The 24,166-nt window shown below is 62.1% G+C and carries 23 protein-coding genes; 6 read left to right on the top strand and 17 right to left on the bottom strand.

Features of this window, described 5'->3' with window-relative positions; translation table 11 throughout:
* Window positions 1–44: 44 nt before the first annotated feature.
* From F3J24_RS07605 to pyrC, 3 genes are all read right to left on the bottom strand, one after another.
* Complete coding sequence (locus F3J24_RS07605) at window positions 45–863, bottom strand: DUF3025 domain-containing protein (protein WP_205244653.1); 819 nt, start codon at window positions 861–863, stop codon at window positions 45–47.
* Between the two features lie 14 nt (window positions 864–877).
* Window positions 878–1,747, bottom strand: a complete 870-nt coding sequence (locus F3J24_RS07600) for an NYN domain-containing protein (protein ID WP_167004288.1) — start codon at window positions 1,745–1,747, stop codon at window positions 878–880.
* Between the two features lie 149 nt (window positions 1,748–1,896).
* Window positions 1,897–2,943 (bottom strand): dihydroorotase, encoded by a 1,047-nt coding sequence (gene pyrC, locus F3J24_RS07595; RefSeq protein WP_043008166.1) that lies wholly within the window; start codon window positions 2,941–2,943, stop codon window positions 1,897–1,899.
* 129 nt (window positions 2,944–3,072) lie between these two features.
* On the opposite strand from pyrC, the gene F3J24_RS07590 reads away from it, so the two are divergent.
* Together F3J24_RS07590 and rocF are read left to right on the top strand one after the other, a co-directional pair.
* Window positions 3,073–4,179 (top strand): ornithine cyclodeaminase, encoded by a 1,107-nt coding sequence (locus tag F3J24_RS07590; protein ID WP_167004285.1) that lies wholly within the window; start codon window positions 3,073–3,075, stop codon window positions 4,177–4,179.
* Window positions 4,180–4,192: 13 nt separating this feature from the next.
* A complete protein-coding gene (rocF, locus tag F3J24_RS07585; RefSeq protein ID WP_167004282.1) occupies window positions 4,193–5,146 on the top strand; it encodes an arginase in 954 nt (317 codons plus the stop codon).
* Window positions 5,147–5,223: 77 nt separating this feature from the next.
* Here rocF and F3J24_RS07580 read toward each other — a convergent pair whose 3' ends face one another.
* The 5 genes from F3J24_RS07580 to F3J24_RS07560 all read right to left on the bottom strand — a co-directional run bounded on the left by F3J24_RS07580 (window position 5,224) and on the right by F3J24_RS07560 (window position 9,806).
* A complete protein-coding gene (locus F3J24_RS07580; RefSeq protein ID WP_003051120.1) occupies window positions 5,224–5,961 on the bottom strand; it encodes an amino acid ABC transporter ATP-binding protein in 738 nt (245 codons plus the stop codon).
* 24 nt (window positions 5,962–5,985) lie between these two features.
* Window positions 5,986–6,657, bottom strand: a complete 672-nt coding sequence (locus tag F3J24_RS07575) for an amino acid ABC transporter permease (RefSeq protein ID WP_043008631.1) — start codon at window positions 6,655–6,657, stop codon at window positions 5,986–5,988.
* A 1-nt stretch (window position 6,658) separates the two neighbouring features.
* A complete protein-coding gene (locus F3J24_RS07570; protein ID WP_043008634.1) occupies window positions 6,659–7,411 on the bottom strand; it encodes an amino acid ABC transporter permease in 753 nt (250 codons plus the stop codon).
* Window positions 7,412–7,525: 114 nt separating this feature from the next.
* The gene (locus F3J24_RS07565; protein WP_003051113.1) at window positions 7,526–8,425 is read right to left on the bottom strand and encodes a transporter substrate-binding domain-containing protein; all 900 of its coding nucleotides are present in this window, start codon (window positions 8,423–8,425) and stop codon (window positions 7,526–7,528) included.
* A 430-nt stretch (window positions 8,426–8,855) separates the two neighbouring features.
* Entirely contained in the window at window positions 8,856–9,806 is a 951-nt protein-coding gene (locus tag F3J24_RS07560; protein WP_167004279.1) for a LysR family transcriptional regulator, read from the bottom strand.
* Between the two features lie 424 nt (window positions 9,807–10,230).
* On the opposite strand from F3J24_RS07560, the gene F3J24_RS07555 reads away from it, so the two are divergent.
* From F3J24_RS07555 to F3J24_RS07545, 3 genes are all read left to right on the top strand, one after another.
* A complete protein-coding gene (locus tag F3J24_RS07555) occupies window positions 10,231–10,794 on the top strand; it encodes a TRAP transporter small permease (RefSeq protein ID WP_043008638.1) in 564 nt (187 codons plus the stop codon).
* Window positions 10,791–12,089 carry a TRAP transporter large permease gene (locus F3J24_RS07550; protein ID WP_043008640.1) on the top strand — a complete coding sequence of 433 codons (1,299 nt, stop codon included), beginning with the start codon at window positions 10,791–10,793 and terminating at the stop codon, window positions 12,087–12,089. The genes F3J24_RS07555 and F3J24_RS07550 overlap by 4 nt, the downstream gene beginning before the upstream one ends.
* A 167-nt stretch (window positions 12,090–12,256) precedes the next feature.
* The gene (locus tag F3J24_RS07545; protein ID WP_043008642.1) at window positions 12,257–13,294 is read left to right on the top strand and encodes a DctP family TRAP transporter solute-binding subunit; all 1,038 of its coding nucleotides are present in this window, start codon (window positions 12,257–12,259) and stop codon (window positions 13,292–13,294) included.
* A gap of 276 nt (window positions 13,295–13,570) precedes the next feature.
* Here F3J24_RS07545 and F3J24_RS07540 read toward each other — a convergent pair whose 3' ends face one another.
* The 9 genes from F3J24_RS07540 to F3J24_RS07500 form a co-directional block, all read right to left on the bottom strand.
* Window positions 13,571–14,512, bottom strand: coding sequence for a 2-hydroxyacid dehydrogenase (locus F3J24_RS07540; RefSeq protein ID WP_167004276.1), 942 nt, complete (start codon window positions 14,510–14,512; stop codon window positions 13,571–13,573).
* Window positions 14,513–14,605: 93 nt separating this feature from the next.
* Window positions 14,606–15,574 (bottom strand): PDR/VanB family oxidoreductase, encoded by a 969-nt coding sequence (locus tag F3J24_RS07535; RefSeq protein ID WP_167004273.1) that lies wholly within the window; start codon window positions 15,572–15,574, stop codon window positions 14,606–14,608.
* Between the two features lie 30 nt (window positions 15,575–15,604).
* Window positions 15,605–16,684, bottom strand: coding sequence for a Rieske 2Fe-2S domain-containing protein (locus F3J24_RS07530; protein WP_167004271.1), 1,080 nt, complete (start codon window positions 16,682–16,684; stop codon window positions 15,605–15,607).
* Window positions 16,685–16,698: 14 nt separating this feature from the next.
* A complete protein-coding gene (locus tag F3J24_RS07525; protein WP_240154279.1) occupies window positions 16,699–18,054 on the bottom strand; it encodes an MFS transporter in 1,356 nt (451 codons plus the stop codon).
* A gap of 161 nt (window positions 18,055–18,215) precedes the next feature.
* Window positions 18,216–18,695: a MarR family winged helix-turn-helix transcriptional regulator gene (locus tag F3J24_RS07520; protein WP_167004266.1), complete on the bottom strand. Its 480-nt coding sequence runs from the start codon at window positions 18,693–18,695 to the stop codon at window positions 18,216–18,218.
* 108 nt (window positions 18,696–18,803) lie between these two features.
* Complete coding sequence (locus tag F3J24_RS07515) at window positions 18,804–19,880, bottom strand: aromatic ring-hydroxylating dioxygenase subunit alpha (RefSeq protein ID WP_167004264.1); 1,077 nt, start codon at window positions 19,878–19,880, stop codon at window positions 18,804–18,806.
* Between the two features lie 72 nt (window positions 19,881–19,952).
* Window positions 19,953–20,717, bottom strand: a complete 765-nt coding sequence (locus tag F3J24_RS07510; RefSeq protein ID WP_167004262.1) for a GntR family transcriptional regulator — start codon at window positions 20,715–20,717, stop codon at window positions 19,953–19,955.
* 181 nt (window positions 20,718–20,898) lie between these two features.
* Window positions 20,899–22,728 carry an ABC transporter ATP-binding protein/permease gene (locus tag F3J24_RS07505; RefSeq protein WP_167004260.1) on the bottom strand — a complete coding sequence of 610 codons (1,830 nt, stop codon included), beginning with the start codon at window positions 22,726–22,728 and terminating at the stop codon, window positions 20,899–20,901.
* Entirely contained in the window at window positions 22,686–22,970 is a 285-nt protein-coding gene (locus tag F3J24_RS07500) for a hypothetical protein (protein ID WP_167004258.1), read from the bottom strand. Before F3J24_RS07500 ends, F3J24_RS07505 begins: the two co-directional genes overlap by 43 nt.
* A 702-nt stretch (window positions 22,971–23,672) precedes the next feature.
* Between F3J24_RS07500 and F3J24_RS07495 the strand changes: the two genes are divergently transcribed.
* On the top strand, window positions 23,673–24,140 hold the full coding sequence (locus tag F3J24_RS07495) for an acyl-CoA thioesterase (protein WP_167004256.1): 468 nt from the start codon (window positions 23,673–23,675) through the stop codon (window positions 24,138–24,140).
* The last annotated feature ends 26 nt before the right edge of the window (window positions 24,141–24,166 follow it).

The following is a 24,166-nucleotide window of genomic DNA, read 5'->3' as shown; positions in this document are numbered from 1 at the left end:
TGACCAGAACCCTTGAGGCACCGCCTGTGCAGGGCGAATGCGCATCAAGCCAGTTCTCTTTCTGGCGGTACCCGTTGTTGTGTTGTTTGTGCGGTACGTGGGGCTCGGAAAACTAGAGAGTCATCATAGAAGGAAAAGTTCTGGTTTTGCAGGCACCAGTCCGGGATTCCCAATATGGGAATTGGTAGATAGGGTTTGTCGGCCAGATTGCAAGACTGTGTGCGCAGCTGTTCGCACAACCAGCCATCGGCCTCGGCCGGCGACGCCAGGCACGGCGCCTGCTGCGTCGGCACGCAGATCACATGCGCCGTGATGGCCTTGCGCGGCTGGACCAATTTTTCCAGCAGCGCATGGCCTATGGGCAGGAAGCAGGCCTGCTCCCACAGCGCCCGCCGGTCCACGAACAGCTCCTGCCAGCGCCTGTCGCGCAGCGCATCGCACAGCGCCTGAGGCGCCAGCAACAGGCCGCCGTTCTCGTCCAGCACCGTGATCGAGTCGCGCAGACGCCCGCGCCGCGCCCCCACGCCCTGGCGCGCTATCTCGGCCGCCTGCAATGCATTGAGCCGCCGCTTGAGCAGCGGCCAGTGCAGCCAGATCAGGCCGTTGAAGAAATCATGCAGATTGTCGCGGGTGGGAATGCAGCGCCGGCTGTGGATAAATGCCTCATAGGCCTGACCGGCAGGCAGCTGCAGCTGATCGACAAACTGCCAGCCCGGCAGCAGTCCGTGGGCGGCAGCCACCTCCTGCAAGGCCCGGGCCACGCCGGCACCGTCCAGCACTCGGTCATGCACCTGGCGGCCCAACGCCTGCAGCGGGGCCAGCCAGGGCACCTGCCAGTCAATGGCCCAATCCAACGTCTGCATTGCAGTGGGCTGCGTCAAGGCTGCAGACCACGCAAATCGCGCACCGCGACGCGGGCCGTGCCTTCGTCGCGCAGCTCGAACACCTGGGTCGCGGCCATGAGCTTGGTCAGCGAGGCATAGCCATAGTTGCGTGCATCAAACGACAGCTTGTTGCCGATATGCGTGCCCACCGCCGCCACACGTGCCCAGCCGGCCTCGTCCTGGGTGGCCTTGACGGCATCGCGCAACATGGCGATGAGCTGCCTGTCTTCCTTGAGCATATGCGAGGGCACGCGCAGCGTGGTGCAGGCCGGTGCGGCCACACCGGTGCCGCCAGCCACCCGGCCATTGCCGGGGTTGGGGTTCGATCCCTGCGGCTGGCTTGCTGCGGGAACGGCACGCGGCAAGGCTTCTGCTTCCAGAGCCTCGCGGCGTTCGCTGCGGCTGACAATGCCGTCGCCCAGCTCCTTGAGCGCATCGAAATACAGAAAGCGCGAGCAGGCATTGACGAAAGCCTTGGGCGTCTGCTCCGCCCCGAATCCATAGACAGCAGCGCCCTTGGCGCGCAGATGCATGACCAGCGGGGTGAAGTCGGCATCCGACGAGACGATGCCGAAGGCATCGGGCTTTTCGGTGTAGAGCAGCTCCATGGCATCCACCGTCATGGCCATGTCGGTAGCGTTCTTGCCCTTGGAGTAATCGAACTGCTGCATGGGCCGCACGGCATATTCGAGCAGCTTGCCCTGCCAGCCATGCAGACCGGCCTTGGTCCAGTTGCCATAGGCACGGCGGATATTGATCAGGCCGAAGGTGGACAGCTCGGTCAATATCTCGTCAATCATCTCCGCGGGCGCGTTGTCCGCATCGATCAGCAAGGCAATCTTGGGCTGGACATCGTTGGGCATGCAATCTCCTGAGCGCTGTTTGGCCAAGCCTAACCGAGGCCTTGCCTAAAGCCAAATTAAAAAAGGAGCAGCTTGCGCAACTCCTTTCTTGATTTCAGACCGAAAACACCTTTGATTCAAGTGAATACAGGCGCTTGAAGCTACTGTTTTTAATCCAGCATCTTCCAGGGCAAGGCTTCGCCAAAGCGCAGAGGCTTGAGCTGCGCACCTTCGCCGTATTCAAAGCTCACGGGAGGTGTCCAGCTTTCCTTGACCAGGGTGATGGTGTCGGTGTTGCGGGGCAGGCCGTAGAAATCAGCGCCGTTGAAGGAAGCAAAGGCTTCCAGCTTGTCCAGGGCGCCAACGCCGTCAAACACCTCGGCATACATCTCGATGGCGGCGTGGGCGCTGTAGCAGCCGGCGCAGCCGGTCGCGGCTTCCTTCAGGTGCGCGGCATGGGGAGCACTGTCCGTGCCCAGGAAGAACTTGCTGCTGCCGCTAGTGGCGGCCTGCACCAGCGCCAGGCGATGGGTTTCGCGCTTGAGGACCGGCAGGCAATAGAAGTGCGGGCGCACGCCGCCCAGGAAGATGGCATTGCGGTTGAACAGCAAATGCTGGGGCGTGATGGTGGCCGCCAGGAAATCGTCGGCTGCGGCCACGTACTCGGCGGCTTCCTTGGTCGTCACATGCTCCATGACGATCTTGAGCTCGGGGAAATCCTTGCGCAGGGGCTTGAGTTGCTGCTCGATGAACACGGCCTCGCGGTCGAACAGGTCGATGCTCTGATCGGTCACTTCACCGTGCACCAGCAGCACCAGACCTTCGCGCTGCATGGCCTGCAGCGTCGGGTAGATCTTGCGCAGATCGGTCACGCCATGGTCAGAATTGGTCGTGGCACCTGCGGGGTACAGCTTGCAGGCCACCACGCCGGCCGCCTTGGCTCGCACGATTTCCTCGGGGCCCAGGTTGTCCGTCAGATACAGCGTCATCAGCGGCTGGAACCGGCTGCCTGCAGGCACTGCCGACAGAATGCGGGCGCGGTAGTCCGCTGCCATCTCCGCCGTGGTGACCGGGGGCTTGAGGTTGGGCATGATGATGGCACGGCCCATCTGGCGGGCAGTGTGCGGCACCACGCAGCGCATGGCATCGCCATCGCGCACATGCAAGTGCCAATCATCGGGGCGGGTAATCGTGATGGTCTGAGTCATGGCCGATATTGTCCCATCTTCCCTGGCGGCAAGGCGGTACCCGACCCCGCAAGAGCAGTGCTCCCACGGCGACCGCAGGCTCTTCTCTCTGGCATTTGGCGCAAAAATCCTCAAAAATGAAGCCAAGGAGGAGGTCTTATGTCTGTTCCTCAAGCTCTGGCCGGCACACCATTGCGCACCGACTTTCTCAGCGCCAGCGACGCTGCCCGGCTGGTCGCGCGCATCGGCATCACCCAGGTGCTGCGCCTGGTCAGCGAAGCCCTGGAGGCCGACTTCGGCCGCTGGCAGGACTTCGACAAAAGCGCGCGTACGGCCGCCCATTCGGCCAGCGGCGTGATCGAGCTGATGCCTGTGGCTGATGCACGGGACTACGCCTTCAAATACGTCAATGGCCATCCGCACAATCCCCGCCTGGGCCTGCCCACGGTGATGGCTTTCGGCGCGCTGGCCGATGTCGCCACCGGCATGCCGCGCTTTGTCAGCGAGCTGACGCTGACCACGGCCTTGCGCACCGCTGCCACATCGGCCATGGCCGCGCGCCATCTGGCACGCGCAGGTAACCGCAGCATGGCGCTGATCGGCAATGGCTCGCAAAGCGAATTTCAGGCACTGGCCTTCATGGAACTGCTGGGCGTGCGCGAGCTGCGCCTGTTCGACATCGACCCGGCCGCCTCGCAAAAGCTGCTGCGCAACCTGCAGCCGTTCCTGCCTGGCTTCTGCGCCACGGCCATTGTCTGCACCAGCGTGCGAGACGCCGTGGCCGGCACCGACATCGTGACCACCGCCACCGCCGACAAGACCCGCGCCACCATCATCCCCGGCCATCTGCTGGAGCCCGGCATGCATATCAATGCCGTGGGCGGCGACTGCCCCGGCAAGACGGAGTTCGATGCCAGCGCCCTGCAGCGTGCGCAGGTCTTCGTCGAGTACGAGCCTCAGACGCGCGTCGAAGGCGAGCTGCAACAGATGCCGGCCGACTTTGCGGTGACCGAGCTGTGGCGCGTGCTGCAGAAGCTGGCGCCGGGCCGGACATCGGACGCCCAGATCACCTTGTTCGACTCCGTGGGCTTCGCGCTGGAGGACTACTCGGCGCTACGCACCATGCAACGCCTGGCAGGCGAGGCGGGCCTGCTGTCGCAGATCGAGCTGGTGCCCGAACTCGCCGACCCCAAGGACTTGTTTGCCATGGTGAGACAGGCAGCCAGTCCTCAGATCATCAATCTTGCAGCGCGCAGAACGGCCTGAAGCGGAGCGGCTTATGACACACACTTCGTCCACACTGATAGGTCTTCCCACCGATGTCGGCGCCTCACGCCTGGGCGCCGCCATGGGGCCCGACGCCCTGCGCGTGGCCCAGCTCGGTCCGGCCCTTGAACGACTGGGCGTGCAGGTCAGCGATCTGGGCAACCTGGCCGGCCCCAGCAATCCGCGTGGCGCGCGCGATGCCCAGGGCCTGCGCAATCTGGCCGAATGCCTGAGCTGGAACCAGATCGCCCATGACGCGGTACTGCAGGTGCTGCAGCAAAACCGCCTGCCCATCCTGCTGGGCGGCGACCACACGCTGGCCACGGGCTCCATCAGCGCCGTGGCCCGCCATTGCCGCACCACGGGCAAGCAGCTGCGCGTGCTCTGGCTGGATGCCCATTCGGACTGCAACACCCCCGACAGTTCGCCCACGGGCAATCTGCACGGCATGCCGGTGTCAAGCCTCTGCGGGCTGGGGCCGGCGCAGCTGACTGCGCTGTCCGGGGCAACTCCCGCCCTGCCCGCTTCATCGTTCTGCCAGATCGGGCTACGCAGCGTGGACGAAAGCGAAAAGCACATGATCCGCGAGCTGGGACTGGAGGTCTACGACATGCGCGCCATCGACGAGCTGGGCATGCGTGAAGTGATGCGCCGCGCCCTGGTCAGCCTGCTGGGGCGCAACGACAGGGACATCCATCTGCATCTGAGTTTCGACGTGGACTTCCTGGACCCCGATATTGCCCCCGGCACGGGAACGCCGGTACGCGGCGGCCCCACCTACCGCGAGGCCCAGTTGTGCATGGAAATGATTGCCGACACCGGCCGCCTTGCATCGCTGGACATCGTAGAACTGAATCCGGCACTGGATCTGCGCAACCAGACGGCGGAGCTGGTGGTGGATCTGGTGCAAAGCCTGTTTGGTCAGAGCACGCTGATGCGCGAGCCCCGCGGCGTGCTGCAATGCTGATCGACTCAGTCTGAGTCCGGCCCGAAGCCATGAAAAAAGGCGCTCCAAAGAGCGCCTTTTTTGGCCTGCCTGCGGCATCAATGCTGCAGGATCTTGTTGAGAAACTCCTTGGTACGCGGCTGGCGGTTTTCGGGGTGGCCGAAGAACTCTTCCTTGCTGCAGTCTTCCAGAATCTTGCCGCCCACGTCCATGAAGATCACACGGCTGGCCACCTTGCGTGCAAAACCCATTTCGTGGGTCACGCACATCATGGTCATGCCTTCGTTGGCCAAGCCCATCATCACGTCCAGCACTTCGCCCACCATTTCCGGATCCAGCGCCGAAGTGGGTTCGTCGAACAGCATCACGATGGGGTCCATGGACAGAGCGCGCGCAATGGCCACGCGCTGCTGCTGGCCACCGGAGAGCTGACCGGGGAACTTGTCCTTGTGAGCGGTCAGGCCCACGCGGTCCAGCATCTTGAGGCCACGAGTCTTGGCATCGGCCGCGCTGCGGCCCAGCACCTTCATCTGCGCGATGGTCAGGTTTTCCGTCACCGACAGATGGGGGAACAGCTCAAAGTGCTGGAACACCATGCCCACGCGGCTGCGCAGCTTGGGCAGATCGGTCTTGGGATCGTGTACGGCCGTGCCGTCCACAAAGATCTCGCCCTTCTGGAAGGGCTCCAACGCATTGATGGTCTTGATCAGCGTGGACTTGCCAGAGCCCGAAGGGCCGCACACCACCACCACCTCGCCCTTGTTGATATTGGTGGAGCAATCGGACAGCACCTGAAAGCTGCCGTACCACTTGGAAACGTTCTTGAGTTCAATCATTGCAATTCCTCAAAGGGAGCCGGCTTAACGGATGATGGCGATCTTCTTGTGCAGACGCTTGACGAACCAAGACAGTGCAAAGCAGATCACAAAATAGGTCACGGCAGCCGCCAGATAGGACTCGATGGGTCGGCCATAGTTCTTGCCGGCAATTTCGAAGCCCTTGAGCATGTCGTAGGCGCCGATCGCATAGACCAGCGAAGTATCCTGGAACAGGATGATGGTCTGAGTCAGCAGCACGGGCAGCATGTTGCGGAAGGCCTGAGGCAGCACCACCAGACGCATGTTCTGACCATAGGTCATGCCCAGTGCCTGGCCCGCAAACACCTGTCCACGTGGAATGGACTGGATGCCGGCACGCATGATTTCAGAGAAATATGCGGCTTCGAAGGCCACGAAGGTGATGATGGCCGAAGTCTCCGCGCCGATGGGCTTGCCGATCAGCATGGGCATCAGCAGGAAGAACCACAGGATCACCATCACCAGCGGGATGGAGCGCATGCCGTTGACATAGATGGTGGCTGGCAGCTCCAGCCACTTCTTGCCCGACAGGCGCATCAGCGCCAGCAAGGTGCCGAAGAAGATGCCGCCCAGCGTGGCAACCACGGTCAGGAACACGCTGAAATACAGCCCCTTCAGCACAAAGTTGCTGAACAGTTCCAACGAGAAAAACGACCAGTCGAGGTTGAGATTCATATCAGTGGCCTCCACCGCTGGCTGCAATCAGGCCGGGAACGCGAGAACGCTTCTCGATGAAGGCCATGATGCGGTTGATGATGAAGGCAGAAATCACATACAGACCCGTGACAGCCAGATAGATCTCGACGCCGCGCGCCGTTTCTTCCTGTGCCTGCATGGCGAACATGGTCAGCTCGGCCACGGACACGGCAAATGCCACGGACGAGTTCTTGAACACGTTCATGGCCTCGCTGGTCAGCGGCGGGATGATGATGCGAAACGCCATCGGCAGCAGCACATAGCGGTAGGTCTGGAAGGTCGTGAAACCCACGGCCATACCGGCGTAGCGCTGGCCTCGCGGCAGGGCCTGAATACCGGATCGCACCTGCTCGGCAATACGCGCCGAGGTGAAGAAACCGATGGCAAACACCACCAGCACAAAGCCCGGCAGGGACTTCATTGCAGGGAAGATGGCCGGAACCACGTGATACCAGATGAACACCTGGACCAGCAAGGGAATATTGCGGAACAACTCCACCCAGGCATTGCCCAGGCGCACGATCCACGGACGGTCGGGCAAGGTACGCAAGGTACCAATGACTGCGCCCAGCACCAGAGCAATGACCAGCGACAGCAAAGCCACCGCCACGGTCCAACCCCAGGCCGACATCATCCAGTCCAGATAGGTGATGTCACCGTTCTTGCCAAAACAACTCTGCCCGACCTCTTGGGTAATGGTGTCCTCACAGAACACCTGCCAATCCCAACTCATACGAGCACCTCTTTCATTCTTGGTTTATGAGGGCAAACGCTCACACCGGCCCTCGCAACAAAAAAGCCCCTTCTAACCGCTTGGCAGAAGGGGCGGTACACCTATTGGGCGGGATTACTTGACTTCGTAAGCTTCCATGGGCTTGTCGTTGGGGTGAGCCCACGCATCCTTGGTGGCAGCCGACAGTGGCAGACCCACCTTCACGTTGTTGGGAGGAATGGGCTGCAGGAACCACTTGTCGTACAGCTTGGTCAGGGAGCCATCCTTGATCTGACGCACGATGGATTCGTCCACGGCCTTCTTGAAGGCGGGATCGTCCTTGCGCATCATGCAGGCGATGGGTTCCACTGACAGCACTTCACCCACGATCTTGTAATCGTTGGGGGCCTTGGACTTGGAGATGTTGGCGGCCAGGATGGAGCCGTCCATGATGAAGGCGTCGGCACGGCCGGTTTCCAGCATCAGGAAGCTGTCGGCGTGGTCCTTGCCCATGACTTCCTTGAAGGTCAGGCCGTCGGCGCGCTTGTTCTTGCGCAGGGTCTGCACGGAAGTCGTGCCCGTCGTGGTCACGATGGTCTTGCCGTTCAGGTCCTTGATGCCGGTGATGCCCGAGTTGGCACGGGTGGCGATGCGCACTTCTTCCACATAGGTGGTGAAGGCAAAGGCTGCGTCCTTCTGACGAGCCGTGTTGTTGGTGGTGGAGCCGCACTCGATGTCCACGGTGCCGTTCTGCACCAGAGGAATACGGTTTTGCGAGGTCACGGGCTGGTACTTCACTTCCAGCGCGGTCAGGCCCAGTTGCTTCTGGATGTCCTTGAGGATGCGCTCACCCATTTCGGTATGGAAGCCCACATATTTGCCATTGCCCAGCGTATAGCCCAGGCCGGACGACTCACGCACGCCCAGAGTGACGCTGCCGGTGGACTTGATCTTGGCCAGGGTGTCATTGGCCTGTGCAAACACGGTGCCAGTTGCCAGTGCGGTTACGGCGATGGCCAACAAATGCTTCTTCATACGGATCTCCTATTGGTAAGGACCAAAAACGCTTGCCACTCCTTAACGCATCGCCCTTTGTGAGGGTGGACAGGTTGCGTTAACAAATGTACCGCACACATTGTGCAGTCATGAAGATGGCTGAATTGCAATCATTTCTAAGACTTTTCCCGTAGGGAATTCAGGAAGGCAACCACCTACTCACCGCCTCAATCTTGTGTTGCAAAGCAGCACCTCTTTTTGTGCAAGCTGCGAACTCTAATGCTTTCGTGATTTCACAAGCCAATGCCGATGGCAAAAATCCTTATGCGCAACTTGCATATTCAGTATTTACCCGATGCATAACATTAGGGTTTCCACCAGTAAAACGCCCAAAATCACTAAAACCTAGTCACACAAGCAAGAAAAGGGCCAATTGGCCCTTTTGGAAGAAAAACAACACTCGGCCGGGTTACACAGCCTTGACCTCGCCACCTGCAATCTCGCCCTGCTCCTTGAGGAAGTTCCAGAGCGCGGCAGCTCCTCCCTGGGGCGCATCGCCCGTGGGTTTCTCCCGATAGGCCCGCACTTCCATATCCATCTGGAAACCGGTCACGCCCTCGGGCACGGCACGCACCAAGCGGCCGGACTCCAGCTCGCCACGCACCGCGCTATAGGGCAAAAAGGCCACGCCATGCCCTTCAAGCGCCATGGCCTTGAGGCCTTCGGCCATATCGGTTTCATAGACTCGCTCGAGGTGCACGGCCTCGGACGCCTCCTTGAGGATCAGCTCCGTCACGCGGCCCAGATAGGCGCCGGCGGCATAGCCCAGGTATGGCAGCGGCTGGCCCTGGCGGCCGGGCAGCGCAAAGATGGGGTTGCCGTTCTCGTCGGGCTTGGAGTAGGGAGCCAGCACCTCATGCCCCAGGCTCACCATTTCATAGCGCGCAGGGTCCAGCTGGAAAGGCTGAGAAGAGTGGTAGTAGGCGATCAGCAGATCGCAGCCGCCTTCCACGAGGCGCATCACCGCATCGTGCACATTGAGGGCGAACAGACGGCTGCGGAAAGGGCCGAACTTCTCATGCACGGCCGACACCCAGTTCGGGAAGAACGTGAACGCCAGTGTATGCGGCACGGCAAAGCCCACCATGCCCTTGCCGGCACTGACGTGGGCACGCAGCATGGTCCGGGTGCTCTGCAGGGACTGCAGAATCTCCAGCGCCTGCTCGTACATGGTCTTGCCTGCTGGCGTCAGTCGCGTCGGGTACGAGCTTCTGTCGACCAGATCCGTGCCCGCCCAGGCCTCCAGTGCCTGGATGCGGCGCGAGAACGCAGGCTGCGTCACATGGCGCAGCTGGGCCGAGCGGCTGAAACTGCGGGTTTCAGCAAGGCTGACAAAATCTTCAAGCCATTTGGTTTCCATAGACTCTCATTATCCGCTGCCCTGCACCAAAGCTGTGCAACGGAGGTAATCCTTGTTGGCTGCTAAACGGGACGCAGCACGGACTCGGCGCCAAGCCCACCGTGCTCGTCAGACCCTAGGGTAATGCCTGCTGCACGACGTAAGCCATGCGACATAGATACCTTGATAATATTTGCTCACATCTATCCGGTGTGTCTACTCGCTCCAAGCCATCCCGGTGCACAACGCCGTGAAGGTCAAGGAACAACATAAGGACTTGCGCCAACAAGAATGCAACGACGGCCTGCCTCCTGAGGCAATCGTCCTGCCTGAACCCGTTTTGCGCAAGTCGTGAACATAAGGGCATTTTCATCGAGTGCGCGCGGATCACGCCATTCAGGCGAGCTGCCCTGACCCCTGTGTGTTTTTCTGACTTTCCGCGTTCATGTCCTCCACTCCTCCCGAGACCGATGGTGGCGCCGATACCGGCGCGCGCCCGGACGAGCCTCGCTCCCTGCGCATTGAAGACTGGCTGACCGTGATCATCATGGCCGCTCTGGCCTTGATCACCTTTGCCAATGTGCTGGTGCGCTATTTCACCAACTCCTCCTTCGCCTGGACCGAGGAAATCTCGGTCTTTCTGATGATCTTGCTGGCCCTGGTCGCAGGCTCTGCCGCCGTGGCGCGCAATCAGCATATCCGCATCGAATTCTTCTCGGACAGCGGCTCCGTCCAGCGCCGCAAGGCCCTGGCCCGTTTCGGCTCGCTGATGGTGGCGCTGCTGTTTGCCATCATTGCCGTGCTCAGCGTGCGCGTGGTCTGGGACGACTTCCGCTTCGAGGAAACCTCGCCCGGCATCGGCGTGCCGCAGTGGTGGTATTCGATCTGGCTACCCGTAGTCTCGGCCCTGATCACACTGCGCGCCATCGGCCTGTTCATCCGCCAGGGCAAGCCCGGTGCCTTCCCTGACGAGCCCGTGGAAAAAGACCACAGCAAGGAGATCGCATGATCGCCACCTTGCTGTTTGTGGCCTTTCTGGGCCTGATGTTCATCGGCGTGCCCATCGGTGCGGCCCTCGGTCTGGCCGGGGCGGCCGCGATTGCCCTGGCCAATGCCGATACGCAGTGGTTCGGCCTGCTGGCCGTGCCGCAGAATTTCTATGCCGGGCTGGGCAAATATCCGCTGCTGGCCATTCCCATGTTCGTGCTCGTGGGCTCCATCTTCGATCGCTCGGGCGTTGCCCTGAGGCTGGTGAACTTTGCCGTGGCCATCGTGGGCCGCGGCCCTGGCATGCTGCCGCTGGTGGCAATTGCCGTGGCCATGTTCCTGGGCGGCATCTCCGGCTCCGGGCCGGCCAATGCGGCGGCCGTGGGCGGCGTGATGATTGCCGCCATGAGCCGCGCGGGCTATCCCAAGAGCTTCTCGGCCAGCGTGGTCGGAGCGGCCGCAGCGACGGACATTCTGATTCCGCCCTCGGTGGCTTTCATCATCTACTCGGTGCTGGTGCCAGGCGCTTCGGTACCGGCCCTTTTCGCGGCCGGCATGATTCCCGGCGTGCTGGCGGGTATCGCGCTCATCATTCCCGCCGTGTGGATGTCGCGCAAGCACAAGATGGGCGCGCTCGAAGCCTCCATGCCCCGCCCGCCGTTCTGGAAGAGTCTGCGCGAAGCCTCCTGGGGTCTGGCAGCTCCGGTGCTGATCCTGGGCGGCATGCGCATGGGCTGGTTCACCCCCACCGAGGCCGCCGTGGTTGCCGTGTTCTACGGGCTGTTCGTCGGCATGGTGATTCACCGCACCATCGGCGTGCGCGACCTCTTTCCGATTCTGCGCGAAGCGGGCGAGCTGTCGGCCGTGATCCTGCTGGTGGTGTCGCTGGCCGGTATTTTTGCCTTCTCGCTGTCCACCCTGGGCGTGATCGATCCGGTGGCCAATGCCATCGTGAATTCCGGTCTCGGCGAATACGGCGTGCTGGGTCTGCTGATCCTGCTGCTGATCACCGTGGGCATGTTCCTGGACGGCATCTCGATCTTCCTGATCTTTGTGCCGCTGCTGCTGCCCATCATGAATCACTACCAGTGGGACCCCGTCTGGTTTGGCGTGATCCTCACGCTCAAGGTGGCACTGGGCCAGTTCACGCCGCCGCTGGCCGTGAACCTGATGGTCAGCTGCCGCATCGCCGGCGTGCGCATGGAGTCCACCGTGCGCTGGGTCGGCTGGATGCTGCTGTCCATGTTCGTCGTGATGATTCTGGTCATTGCCTTCCCGCAGCTCGCTCTGTGGCTGCCCGCAAAGATGGGGTACTAGCACCCCTGAGCGGCTTTGCCGCTTCCCCTCTCTCTTCGGGAGGGGACGACACCAGCGCGGCGGGGCGGCCCTTGCGCGGTGTCTGCTGAGATGGGCCGTGCTTATTCAATGTGCAATGCATCTAACAAGCAAAGCATTTTTTCGTTTCTAAAAGGGAGACAAACCAAATGAAACTTCGTACCTTCCTCGCATCCGCCGTGGCGACAGCCGCCGCACTGGCTTTTGCATCGCCCATGGCCATGGCCCAGGCCAAGTACAAGAGCGAATACCGCATGTCTCTGGTGCTGGGCACGGCCTTCCCCTGGGGCAAGGGTGGCGAGCTGTGGGCCGACAAGGTGCGCGAACGCACCCAGGGCCGCATCAACATCAAGCTCTACCCCGGCACCTCGCTGGTGCAGGGCGACCAGACGCGTGAGTTCTCTGCGCTGCGCCAGGGCGTGATCGACATGGCCGTGGGCTCGACCATCAACTGGTCGCCCCAGGTCAAGTCGCTGAACCTGTTCTCCATGCCCTTCCTCTTCCCCAACTTCAAGGCCGTGGATGCCGTGACCCAGGGCGAAGTGGGCCAGGAAATCTTCAAGACCCTGGAAAAAGGCGGCGTCGTGCCTCTGGCCTGGGGTGAGAACGGCTACCGCGAAATCTCCAACTCCAAGCACGCCATCAAGACGCCTGCCGACCTCAAGGGCATGAAGATCCGCGTCGTGGGCTCGCCTCTGTTCCTGGACACCTTCACGGCCCTGGGCGCCAACCCCACGCAGATGAGCTGGGCCGATGCCCAGCCAGCCATGGCCAGCGGCGCCGTGGACGGCCAGGAGAACCCCATCGGCGTGTACATGGCGGCCAAGCTGCAGTCCGTGGGTCAGAAGCATCTGACCATGTGGGGCTATATGAACGACCCGCTGATCTTCGTCGTCAACAAGGACGTCTGGGCCAGCTGGACGCCTGCCGACCAGGCCATCGTCAAGCAGGCCGCGCTGGATGCTGCCAAGGAAGAAATCGCCATTGCACGCAAGGGCCTGGTCGAGGCCGACAAGCCTCTGCTCAAGGACCTCGCCGGCCTCGGCGTAACGGTGACCACGCCTAACGCTGCCGAGCGCGAAGCCTTTGTCAAGGCCACCCGCCCCGTCTACGACAAGTGGAAGAGCCAGATCGGCGCACCGCTGGTCGACAAGGCCGAAAAGGCCATTGCTGCCAGCCAGAAATAAGCTCCCCCCTGAGCCGCTACGCGGCGTCCCCCTCTCTCTTCGGGAAGGGGGGCGACACCCTCGCTGCGGGGTGGCCCTTGCTTGGTGTCACTGGTTTGGTCCGCGCCAGCTTCATGGCGCCGCAGATAGTAAAAATCCCCGCCAGAGCGATCTGCGCGGGATTTTTTATTGCTATGCATATCGAAGCTGATAGCGCTTATTACCAAATGATTTCAATAAAGAAATTATCTGGAATCCCTAAAAATCAAGCGCAAGCAGCTTTCAATTCAATAGCACTCAGATCGGCGAAACCAAGGGCTTGCCATCCAGATGGCAGCGCATATTGGCGATGAAGCGGTCCACCGAGTTCTGCACGGCCTCGGGCGACCAGCCGCCCACATGGGGCGTCAGCACCACGGCGTCCAGATCGATCAGCTCCTGCGGCGGCTGCGGCTCGCTTTCGTAGACATCCAGTCCGGCACCGGCCAGACGGCCTGCACGCACGGCGTCGGCCAGCGCTGCGGTATCGACCACCGAGCCGCGCGCGATATTCACCAGCACGCCTTTTTCGCCCAGCGCATCGAGCACCTCGGCATTGATCAGATGGCGCGTGCCCGCGCCACCCGGCGTGGCCACCAACAGCACATCGGCCCAGGCAGCCAGCGCCAGCAGATCGTCGAAGTACTGGTGCTCGACACCCTCGCGCGGCTTGCGGTTGTGATAGCCGACGGGCATGTCGAAGGCGGCCGCGCGCCTGGCGATCTTGGCGCCGATCTGGCCCAGACCCACGATGCCCAGGCGCTTGCCCGAGACATTGGCCGGCAGCGGCAGGGCCGAGCGCCAGATGCCGGCGCGCGTGGCCTTGTCCAGCTTGACGATGCCGCGCACCGCGGCGATCAGCAGGCCCATGGCGTGGTCGGCCACGCAGTCGTCGTTGGTGCCCACACCGTTGCCGACGGCAATCCCGTGCGCCTTGGCATGGGCCACATCGATGTTCTCGTAGCCCGCGCCCATGGCGCAGACCAGCGAAAGCCCGGGCATGCGCTTCATCTGCGCGGCCGACAGACCCGTCGCACCAATCGTGCACACGCATTTAACGCGCGCGCCGTGGGCGGCGATTGCGGCCTCGGCCTGATCGGCATCAGGCGCATAGATCACATCAAAGTCGGCAAAGGTCTGCTCCATCTGCTGCAGATGGGCGGGGACCTGGAGATTCAGAACTAGCAGGGCAGGCTTCATGGCAGGAACGCGGCGCTTTCATGGAAAACGCCTATTTTGAGCAGGCTACGCTAGCCCTGCCCGCGCATGGTCAAAGCCTGCCCAATCCGCGGGTCACAGATCCAGCACCAGACGGCCGGACCTGGCACGCGAGCAGCAAGGCAGGAACTGGTCGTTGGCCGCTTGCTCGTCTTCGGTCAGATACATATCGCGGTGATCAGGCTGGCCCGAGATGACGCGCGTCAGGCAGGTGCCGCAGACGCCCTGTTCGCACGAGGTCTGAACGCAGACGCCTATGGACTCCAGCGCCTGCACCACTGTCTGCGCCGGCGTGACGCGCACCACCTGGCCGCTGCTGGCGACCTCCACCTCAAAGCTTTCGTCGTCGGCGCGGTGCTCCACTTCAGCGGCAAAGAACTCGTAGTGCAGCTGCTCGGCAGGCCAGCCGACCTCTCGCGCCGTGTCGAGCACGGCGTCCATGAAGCCCTTGGGTCCGCAAACATACAGATGCTGACCCTGCTCTCTTTGCTGCAGCAATTCGCTCAAACCCAGCGACGACTTTCCATTCACGTCATCCACATGGATCTGTGCCTTGTCAGCCCATTGCGCAGTCTCGATGGTCTGGGCAAACGCCATGCGCTCGCGCGAGCGGCCACAGTAGTGCAAGGCGAACTCCGCACCGTCACGCGCCAGCTTGCGCGCCATGGCCAGAATCGGCGTGATGCCTATGCCGCCTGCCAGCAGCAAATGCTTGCGGGCCGGTGCATGCAGCTCGAAATGGTTGCGCGGGTGGCTGATGGTAATCTGCTGGCCGGCCTGCAGCTGCTCGTGCACAGCGGCCGAGCCACCGCGCGAGGCGGGCTCGCGCAGCACGGCAATCACATAGCGATCCAGCTCGGCGGGATCGTTGCTCAGCGAATACTGGCGCACCAGCCCTCCGGGCAGGTGCACATCGATGTGCGAGCCAGCGCTGAACGGTGCCAGACTGGCGCCTTCCAGAGCCCGCAACTCCAGGCTGCAGATACCAGCTGCCTGCTCCTGCTTGTGCGCAATGCGCACCTCGAACGTGGTTTCAGTCTTCATCTCGGGTTCTTCTCTTTTGCTTGTGCGTCGCTAGGCCACCGCCTGCGAGGCTTGCGCGCCGGCCCGGCGCAACCGCTCAATCACGCGCCGCGCGCGGTTGGGCCCCACATCCACGTGGATATCCACCACGGCGCGTGAACCAAACCGTTGCTGGTTGCGGAACTGGGCTTCGATGACCACCTTGTCTTCCTCGAAGGTGGCAGCCGTCTGATCAATCACCAGCTGTGTGGTGTCCTGCATCTGCGGATGCGGATTGGTCGCAATCGTCCAGAAGTAATGCGCGCTGGTCTCCGTCTCCGGCGTCACGCCGTGAAAGCCGCGCATATGGAATCCTTCGCGCGCCGGGTTGTCCAGTCTGTCCTGGCCCGCATCCATGGCACCGGTCCAGATACGCACATGCGAGGGATGAAACTCCACTTCCTGCCAGCGGTCGATGCGGCCCTGAAAAGGCCAGGCCTGTGCATAAGTAGGCGGAGGGTCCGAATCCGGCATCCAGCGCACCACCCTCACGCTGTCCCCGTCCTGGCTGACCTTGAGATCTGCGTTCATATGCACGCGGGCGTTGCCGCCGATGGTCTTGAGGTGCACATAGCCCAGATGGCTCAGGTCCAGCAGGTTGTCGTGAATCAGCTGATACGGAGCGTCGTAGTGGTACACGCCGCCGCCAAAACGATATTGCGGGTCGCTGTGCACGGCATAGGCCGGCGGCTCGGAGCCCGGCACTGAATCCGGCGTCGCGCCCATCCAGATCCAGAGGATCTGGTCGCGCTCGCGCAGCTCGAAGGACTTCACGCAGGCCTTGGCCGGAATCCGTTCCTGGCCCGGTATTTCCAGGCACTGCCCCTCATGGCTGAAGAGCAGGCCATGGTAGCCGCAGCGCAGACCCGCAGCCTCCACCGTGCCGCAGGACAGCGGCAGCTCGCGGTGGCAGCAGCGATCCTCAAGCGCCGCGACCCGGCCATCTTCCGTGCGGAACAGGACCACCGGCTGACCCAGCAAGGTGCGCGCCACCGGCTGGTCCTTCAGTTCCCAGGCAAAGCCCGCCACATACCATTGATCCAGCGGAAAGGCCGGCGCGGCTGCGCTCAGAGTGTGAGAAATCTGGTTCATTGAAGTCTCCCTGGTCAATGAGCGGCCACTGTTTCGGAAGCAGCACGCCGGTGCGCGACCTGCGGGCCGGCAATGCGGTGCATGGACACGATGACGGCAGCCAGGACAAACGCCATGCCATAACCCAGGTACAGCTGATCGGGCGACCAGGCCGCATCCAGCAGGCCGCCCGCCACCAGCGGCGACACGATCGCACCGATGCGGCCGATGCCGATGCCCCAGCCCACACCGGTGGCGCGCACATCGCTGCCGTAAACCACTGGCGCAATCGCATAGAGGCCGGCCACGCAGGCGTTCACGAACACGCCAATCAGGAAGGCCAGCGTGTACGACATCCACAGCGCACCGGAGCTGCCCACCAGAAAGCACAGCAACACTGCCGTCACCAGCATGAAGACCGCCAGCGCACGGTGAATCGCAAAGCGCGCCGCCAGCAGGCCCAGCAAGGTCGCGCCCAGGATGCCGCCCAGGCTCAGCAGCACGCCCGTGGTTACGCCCTGCTCGGGCGTCAGGCCCGAGGCCGCCAGCAGCTTGGGAGTCCAGCTCATCACGAAATAGAAGCCGAACATCACCGAGAAGAAGGACAGCCAGACCAGCACCGTGGGGCGCAGCAGTTTGGGAGACAGCAGCTGCAAAGGCCCCATGCGCTTGCTTTCACCGCTGCCTGCCACCACGGCCTGAGGCAGGGAGCCCAGTGCGGGCAGGCCCATCTTGCGGATCAGTACATTGAGACGCTGCAACGCATTGGCGGGCCGCTTGACCAGCAGAAAGTCCATGGACTCCGGCAAGGCAAACCAGGCCAGAACCAGCACCGCCAGCGTGGAGCAACCGCCGAACATGAAGACGGAGCGCCAGCCATGGTGGGCCAGCAGCCAGACCGCAATGCTGCCGCCGATGGTTGCGCCCAGCGCATAGCCGGTCGATTGCAGCGTGACCGCCAGACTGCGCCAGCGCAGCGAGGCATATTCGCTGGCAATCACGTTGCTGCAGGCCAGAATGCCGCCCACGCCCAGGCCCGTGATCACGCGCAGCACCGCAAGCTGCGTCGGTGTCTGGCTCCAGGCCGAAGCCAGCATGCCCAGCCCGGACACGGCCAGGCACAGCAGGATCATGGGACGGCGCCCCAGCTTGTCGGCCATGGGCGCCAGCAGCAAAGAACCTGCGGCCATGCCGAAGAGGCCGGCACTGAGCAAAAAGCCCAGCTCCGAGCCGCTGAGCTTCCAGTGCCCAGACACCGCCGATGCCGTGAAGGCCATCACCAGCACGTCAAAGCCATCGATCATGTTCAGGGCCATGCATACCGCGATGACCGACCATTGGAAGGTCGTCATCGGCCGCTGGTCCAGATGCGCACGCAAATCCTGTTCCATCGTTGTCTCCTTGTTTTTTATCATTGATTCAGTATACTGAATCACATTCAGTTTACTGAATGAACTCTTGATCCAGCACAAGTGAATTCCTTAGTCGTGCCGGTTCACCGCCGGCGCTGGCCGGCTTGATCGTGGTGGAGCCGCAGCGCCAGAACGGGCTGCTAGTCGTTGATCACCGCTTGCTCGCCGACTTCAGTGCTGTCGTGCAACTGCACGAACTTGCGCAGCAGACGCTTGAACTCCGCCTGCTCCTCGGGCTCCAGCGCGGAAAGCATGCGCTGCTGCAGCTCGTAGACATTGGGCACAAACGCGGCCAGCATGGCTTCGCCCTCGGTGGTCAGACTCAAACGGCGCTGACGCCTTGGCAGCAGCTCGCGATGAATCCAGCCTTTGCTTTCCAGACGCGCAGCGATATCGGCCGTGGTCGAGTTGTCCAGTGCGACAAGACGCGCCAGCGTCACCTGGTCGATGCCGGGAGACTCCTGCAGCATGCGCAGGATGGCGTATTGAACCGGCGTCACATCGGGTCCCAGCACTTCTCGAAACAGCAGCGCAGCAATCTGCTGGGCTCGTCGAATCAGATGACCTGGCTGGTCGTAGAGATCCAGGGAAAGTGGGTTGGGTGTGGTGGGTGATTCCATGCAGCAGCGTAGCAAGGGCAGCGCTGACTATGGACAGCGCTGACTCCGATTCGGGGAGCTGCAAGATTACTCCATCCACATACATGATCTGCCCCTACCTGCCGCCGCTCAAGCCAGCGCCGCAACGCGCGACTCGTTTTTCTCCTCGTCGATCAGGCGCTCGATGATCTTGCGCGACTGCACGCCGCCGGCATCGATATTGAGCTTGAGCAGTTGACGCTGCGGATAGTCCTCGAGATTGCGCTGCTGCAGCTCCAGCATCTCCAGGTCTTCGCTGAAGATCTTGTGCTGGCCCTGCTTGATGGCCGCCGTCACCGATGCATCGCCGGGATTGAACTTGCGCGCCATGCCCCAGAAGTACCACATGCTGCCGTCGGTCTCGGGCGTGATGAAGTCCACCACCATGCTGTAGACCTTGTGCTCGTCCGCTGCGTCATAACCGCCCTTGCCGGTATGTGCCACACCGACTTCGATCAGCACATGGCTGGGAGGGGTGAAGCGACAGACCTGCCAGCGGTCCACAGGCACGTCATCGGCCAGACCATTGCTGCGCAGAGCCATCTTCCAGAACGGGGGCGCCTCGATGTTCTCCATGAAGCGGCTGGTGACCACTTCGCTGTCGCCTATGACTTCAGTCTTGCAGGGCGTCTCGTCGATCTCGGCCTGACCGATGCTGCTGGCATGCACATAGGTCTCATGGGTCAGGTCCATGAGATTGTCGACCATCAGGCGATAGTCGGCCTTGATGTGGAACAGGCCGCCGTCATAGGCCCACTCGGGGTTGTCATGCCATTGGAGATCCGGGATCAGCGCTGCATCGGCCGCATCCTTGTCGCCCGGCCATACCCAGACAAAGCCATAACGCTCTTCCACCGGATAGCTCTTGATGGCAGGAAAACCGCGCACGCGCTGGCCGGGCATGGCAACCGTCTTGCCGTCGCAGCCCATCTCCAGTCCGTGATAGCCGCAGACCAGCTTGCCTTCGCAGACGCGGCCCAGCGACAGCGGAGCTCCGCGATGCGGACAGAAGTCTTCGACAGCGGCCATCTTGCCTTCCAGGGCGCGATAGAAAACCATGCGCTCACCACAGATCTGGCGCCCCAGCGGCTTGTCCGTGACCTCGGCTGCGGTGGCCGCCACATACCAAGTGTTGCGGGGATAAATGGCTTGTGCCTGATGGTTCATCGTGGATGTCTCCTTGTATTTATCGGTCGGGGGTTGGATCCGGGCGCAGCCTGCGGCGCAGCAGACCGGCCGTCAACGGCTAGCGCGAATCAGTTGCGCACCGGGTACGCGCGTGGTCTCGGGCGAGCGCATGGCTTCGCGCAGATTGCGCCGCGCAATGCGCGAGTGCTCTTTCATCAGCGCCTCGGCACGCGCGCCTTCGCGGTGCTCGATGGCGTCAATCACTTCACGGTGCTGCTCCTGCGCCAGAATCAGGCTGCGAAGCGCGCGCGGAGACTCGGAGTCGGCCACCACAAAGCCCGAGGGGGAGGCAAAGGGCAGGCGCTTGACCCGCTCCAGCTCGCGCTGCATGAAGCTGCTGCCCGACATCTCCAGCAGGATGTCGTGAAATTCGGAGTTCAGGGCCACATAGGCGGAAAACGCTTCGTCGCCCCAGTTCTGGGCATCCAGCACACGGTCGATGGCATCCAGACAGCGCGTGGCCCGCGCCAGCAGGGCTTCATCCACCCCGCGCTCGGCCGCCATGCGCGCCGCCAGGCCTTCCAGCGTGCCGCGCAGCTCGATGGCGTCCGACACATCGGCCTCGGACAGCACGCGCACCTTGTAGCCGCGCCCGCCAGCCGTGGCTTCCAGCATGCCCTCCTGCTCAAGCCGCATCAGTGCTGCACGTATGGGAGTACGGGAGATGCCCAGACGCTCTGCCAGCACCAGCTCGGAGATGCGCTCGCCGGCTGCCATCTCGCCGGCAAGAATCATTTCACGCAGCTGCAGCTGCGCCTTCACGACCTGGGAATGGTTTTCTTCCGCTGCAGCAGCGGTGGCAAGGGAGGGTGGCATGTCTCGCGGGGTATTTAGTTTTTGGCAGACGGAAGAAATGTATACATAAAAATCAAAAAACAGCGATTTAATTGCAAAATCAAGGGTAAACACCTAACTACATGTATACATAAAAGCAAAGCAGTCAAAAAAAAAGCCACTCGAAGGTGGCTTATCAAACGTCTGGCAAAGTTGTCCGCACTCAGGCAGGAATCTCCGTTGACTCCGCCTGGTTGAGCTGCATATTCCACATGCTGGAGTAACGCCCTCCGGCGGCCAGCAGCTCCTCGTGCGTGCCGCGCTCGATGATTCGGCCGCTGTCCATGACCAGGATTTCATGCGCGTCGACCACGGTAGACAGGCGGTGGGCAATGACCAGAGAGGTCTTGCCCTGCGCCGCGCTGCGCAGCTCGTTCTGGATGGCGCGCTCGTTGGCGCTGTCCAGTGCCGAAGTTGCTTCGTCGAAGATCAGAATCGGCGGATTCTTGAGCAGGGTGCGCGCGATGGCCACACGCTGCTTTTCACCGCCCGAGAGCTTGAGGCCGCGCTCGCCCACTCGCGTGGCATAGCCCTGGGGCGTGCGCTCGATGAAGTCATGGATGCGTGCGGCCTTGGCCGCTGCAACCACCTGCTCCTGCGTGGCGCCCGGTTGCCCATAGGCAATGTTGTAGGCCACCGTGTCGTTGAACAGCACCGTGTCCTGCGGAACGATGCCCACGCAGTGCCGCACGCTGCTCTGGGTCACCGTGCGGATGTCCTGCCCGGCAATGCGCACATGACCGCCCTGCACGTCATAGAAGCGAAACAGCAGACGCGCCAGCGTGCTCTTGCCCGAACCAGAGGGACCGACCACGGCCACGGTCTTGCCTGCAGGAATGGTGAAGCTCACATCGTGCAGGATGGGGCGCGCGCTATCGTAGGCGAACTGCACGTTCTCAAATCGCACTTCGGGCGGCGGATTGTCGATCTGCAAGGGCTGAGCGCCAGGCGCATCGGACACTTCTCGCTCCTTGTCCATGAGGGTGAACATGCGGTTCAGGTCGGTCAGGCTCTGCTTGATCTCGCGGTAGATGACGCCCAGGAAATTCAGCGGGATATAGAGCTGAATCATGAAGGCGTTGATCATGACCAGATCGCCCAGCGTCAGCCTGCCGTCGACCACGCCCTGCGTCGCCCGCCACAGAATGGCCACCAACGCAGCGCCGATGATGAGCTGCTGGCCGCAGTTGAGCATGGACAGCGTGGTCTGGCTCTTGAGCCGCACGCGGCGCAGGTTTTCAAGGTTCTCGTCATAGCGTGCGGATTCGAACTGCTCGTTGTTGAAGTACTTGACGGTCTCGTAGTTCAGCAACGAATCAATGGCCTTGGTATGGGCCGCCGACTCCTGGGCATTGGCCTCTTTTCTGAAGCGGGTGCGCCATTCCGTCACGGTGACCGTGAAGCCGATATAGAACACCAGCGCTGCCAGGGTGATGACGGCAAACCAGATGTCGAAACGCACGGCCAGAATGCCTAGCACTAGGGCCATTTCAATCAGCGTGGGCAGTATGGAGTAGAGCGAATACGAGATCAGCGACTCGGTGCTGCGCACGCCGCGCTCGATGTCGCGCGTCATACCACCGGTCTGACGCTCCAGATGAAAACGCAGGCTCAGGGCATGCAGATGCTCGAAGGTCGACAGCGCGATCGAGCGCGATGCCCCCTGCGTGGCCTTGGAAAAGACCAGATCCCGCAGCTCGGTGAACATGGTGGAGGAAAAACGCAGCAATCCATAGGCCGCCAGCAGGCCCACGGGGACCACCAGCACGGCCTGCGCCTGCCCGGGCTTGATATCCAGCGCATCGACCAGATGCTTGAGCAAGATGGGCACGCCCACATTGGCCAGCTTGGCGCAGATCATGAACACCAGCGCTGCCAGCGCATGCCATTTGTAGCGCCAGATATAGGGAAAGAGGCGACGCAGCGTGGCGCCGTCTGACTGGTTTGCCGCTATTGCGGCTTCTTCAGGGGTTGCAGGTAACTGTGAACGCATTGTGGGGCTGTGTCGCCCTGCTGGCAGTCGGAGCCGCGGTAGAGGGCGTCTATTTCTATAACGGGAATCTGGGTACCTGCGAATTCTGCCTGTCCCGTCACTTTTGCGCTCACCCAGACCAGGGTGAAGGGCTGCAGCAACTCTCTGTCATACGGGCCAGCACCGCAGGCCTTGAAGAAGCTGGCCTCGCGCGGCCAGGACAGAAAGCCCTGTTCGCTGAACCCTGCAAGCAGCAGAACCATGCAATCGCGCTGCTCGCTGACGGCCTTTAGAACGTGTTGACGATCTCTACGCAGCCGCGTTGGAGCGCAATCGGGATGAGTTCGAAGCGATGGCTCGCAGCTTGCACTAGGGTGCAAGCAAGAGACAGCGCACAGAAATCGCCCGATTTCGCTCCAACCCTTCGGGACAGGGACTTTGCGGACGCCCGGTCAGGGGCGGTCTGCGGCGTTACGAATCCTCGCAATAGCACAGCTATTGCTGCGGTATCGCGCCTTGCATCCCATCCCGCAAAGCCACTGTCGTGGCGCGAGGAGATCGTCAACACGTTCTTAGGGTGCGCAACCCGCCAGCCCAGCAGACACGCGCATTCAGTGCACCGGCCTGCAAGGCCTGCCGCGGAGACAGCTCGGTGAACGGCCCCGCCAGTGCCGCTGCACCGGTCAAGGGCTCCGGATGGCAAGATGGCTGTACGGCCTGTACAAGTGGCTTGAGCGGCGTTGTGGATGACACGTCGCCGCTCCCCGACATTGGGGCTTTTACCGGATGGCTGCTGCAGGCCGTCAGCATGACACTCAGGCATCCACAGATCCACCACAAACACCGTCCCATAGTTACCCCCTACTTACTTGCCCGAACCGTCGTTAGTGGCTTTCTCCCGTCAACATGGTAGAAACCCGATGTTGAGGGACAATTCCATCTTTCCATTCGTGTCACAGATTTCCATGCCCCCCCGTTCGCCCGACCTTCCCAGCGTTGCCCTGCCCGCCGACAAGGAACTGGTTCTCAAAGTCGTGCCCATGCCTGCCGATGTCAATGCCAATGGCGACATCTTCGGTGGCTGGGTCATGGCGCAGGTGGACCTGGCCGGCTCGGTGCTGCCGCAGCGTATCAGCCATACCCGCATGGTGACCGTGGCCGTCAACGAATTCATCTTCAAGCAACCCGTGCGCGTGGGCGACATTCTGTCCTTTTACGCTGGCGTGCAGCATGTAGGCCGCACTTCGGTCGCCGTGGATGTGGAGGTCTTTGCCGAGCGTTTTTCCGACCAGGGCAAATATGTGAAGGTGACCGAAGCCCGTCTTACCTATGTGGCCATTGATGCCACCGGCAAGCCCCAGTCTCTGCCGGATACTGAGCAGACGCGCGCCTGGCGCGAAAAAATCGAGGCTCAGGCGGCCGCCAAGAGCTGATCCACGCCATCGAGCATGAAAAAAGC

The sequence above is a fragment of the Comamonas sp. Tr-654 genome, from assembly GCF_011752915.1.
Taxonomy (GTDB): domain Bacteria; phylum Pseudomonadota; class Gammaproteobacteria; order Burkholderiales; family Burkholderiaceae_C; genus Comamonas.
The sequence above is the reverse complement of the archived record's forward strand: the minus strand, read 5'-3'. Positions and strand labels throughout refer to the sequence as shown.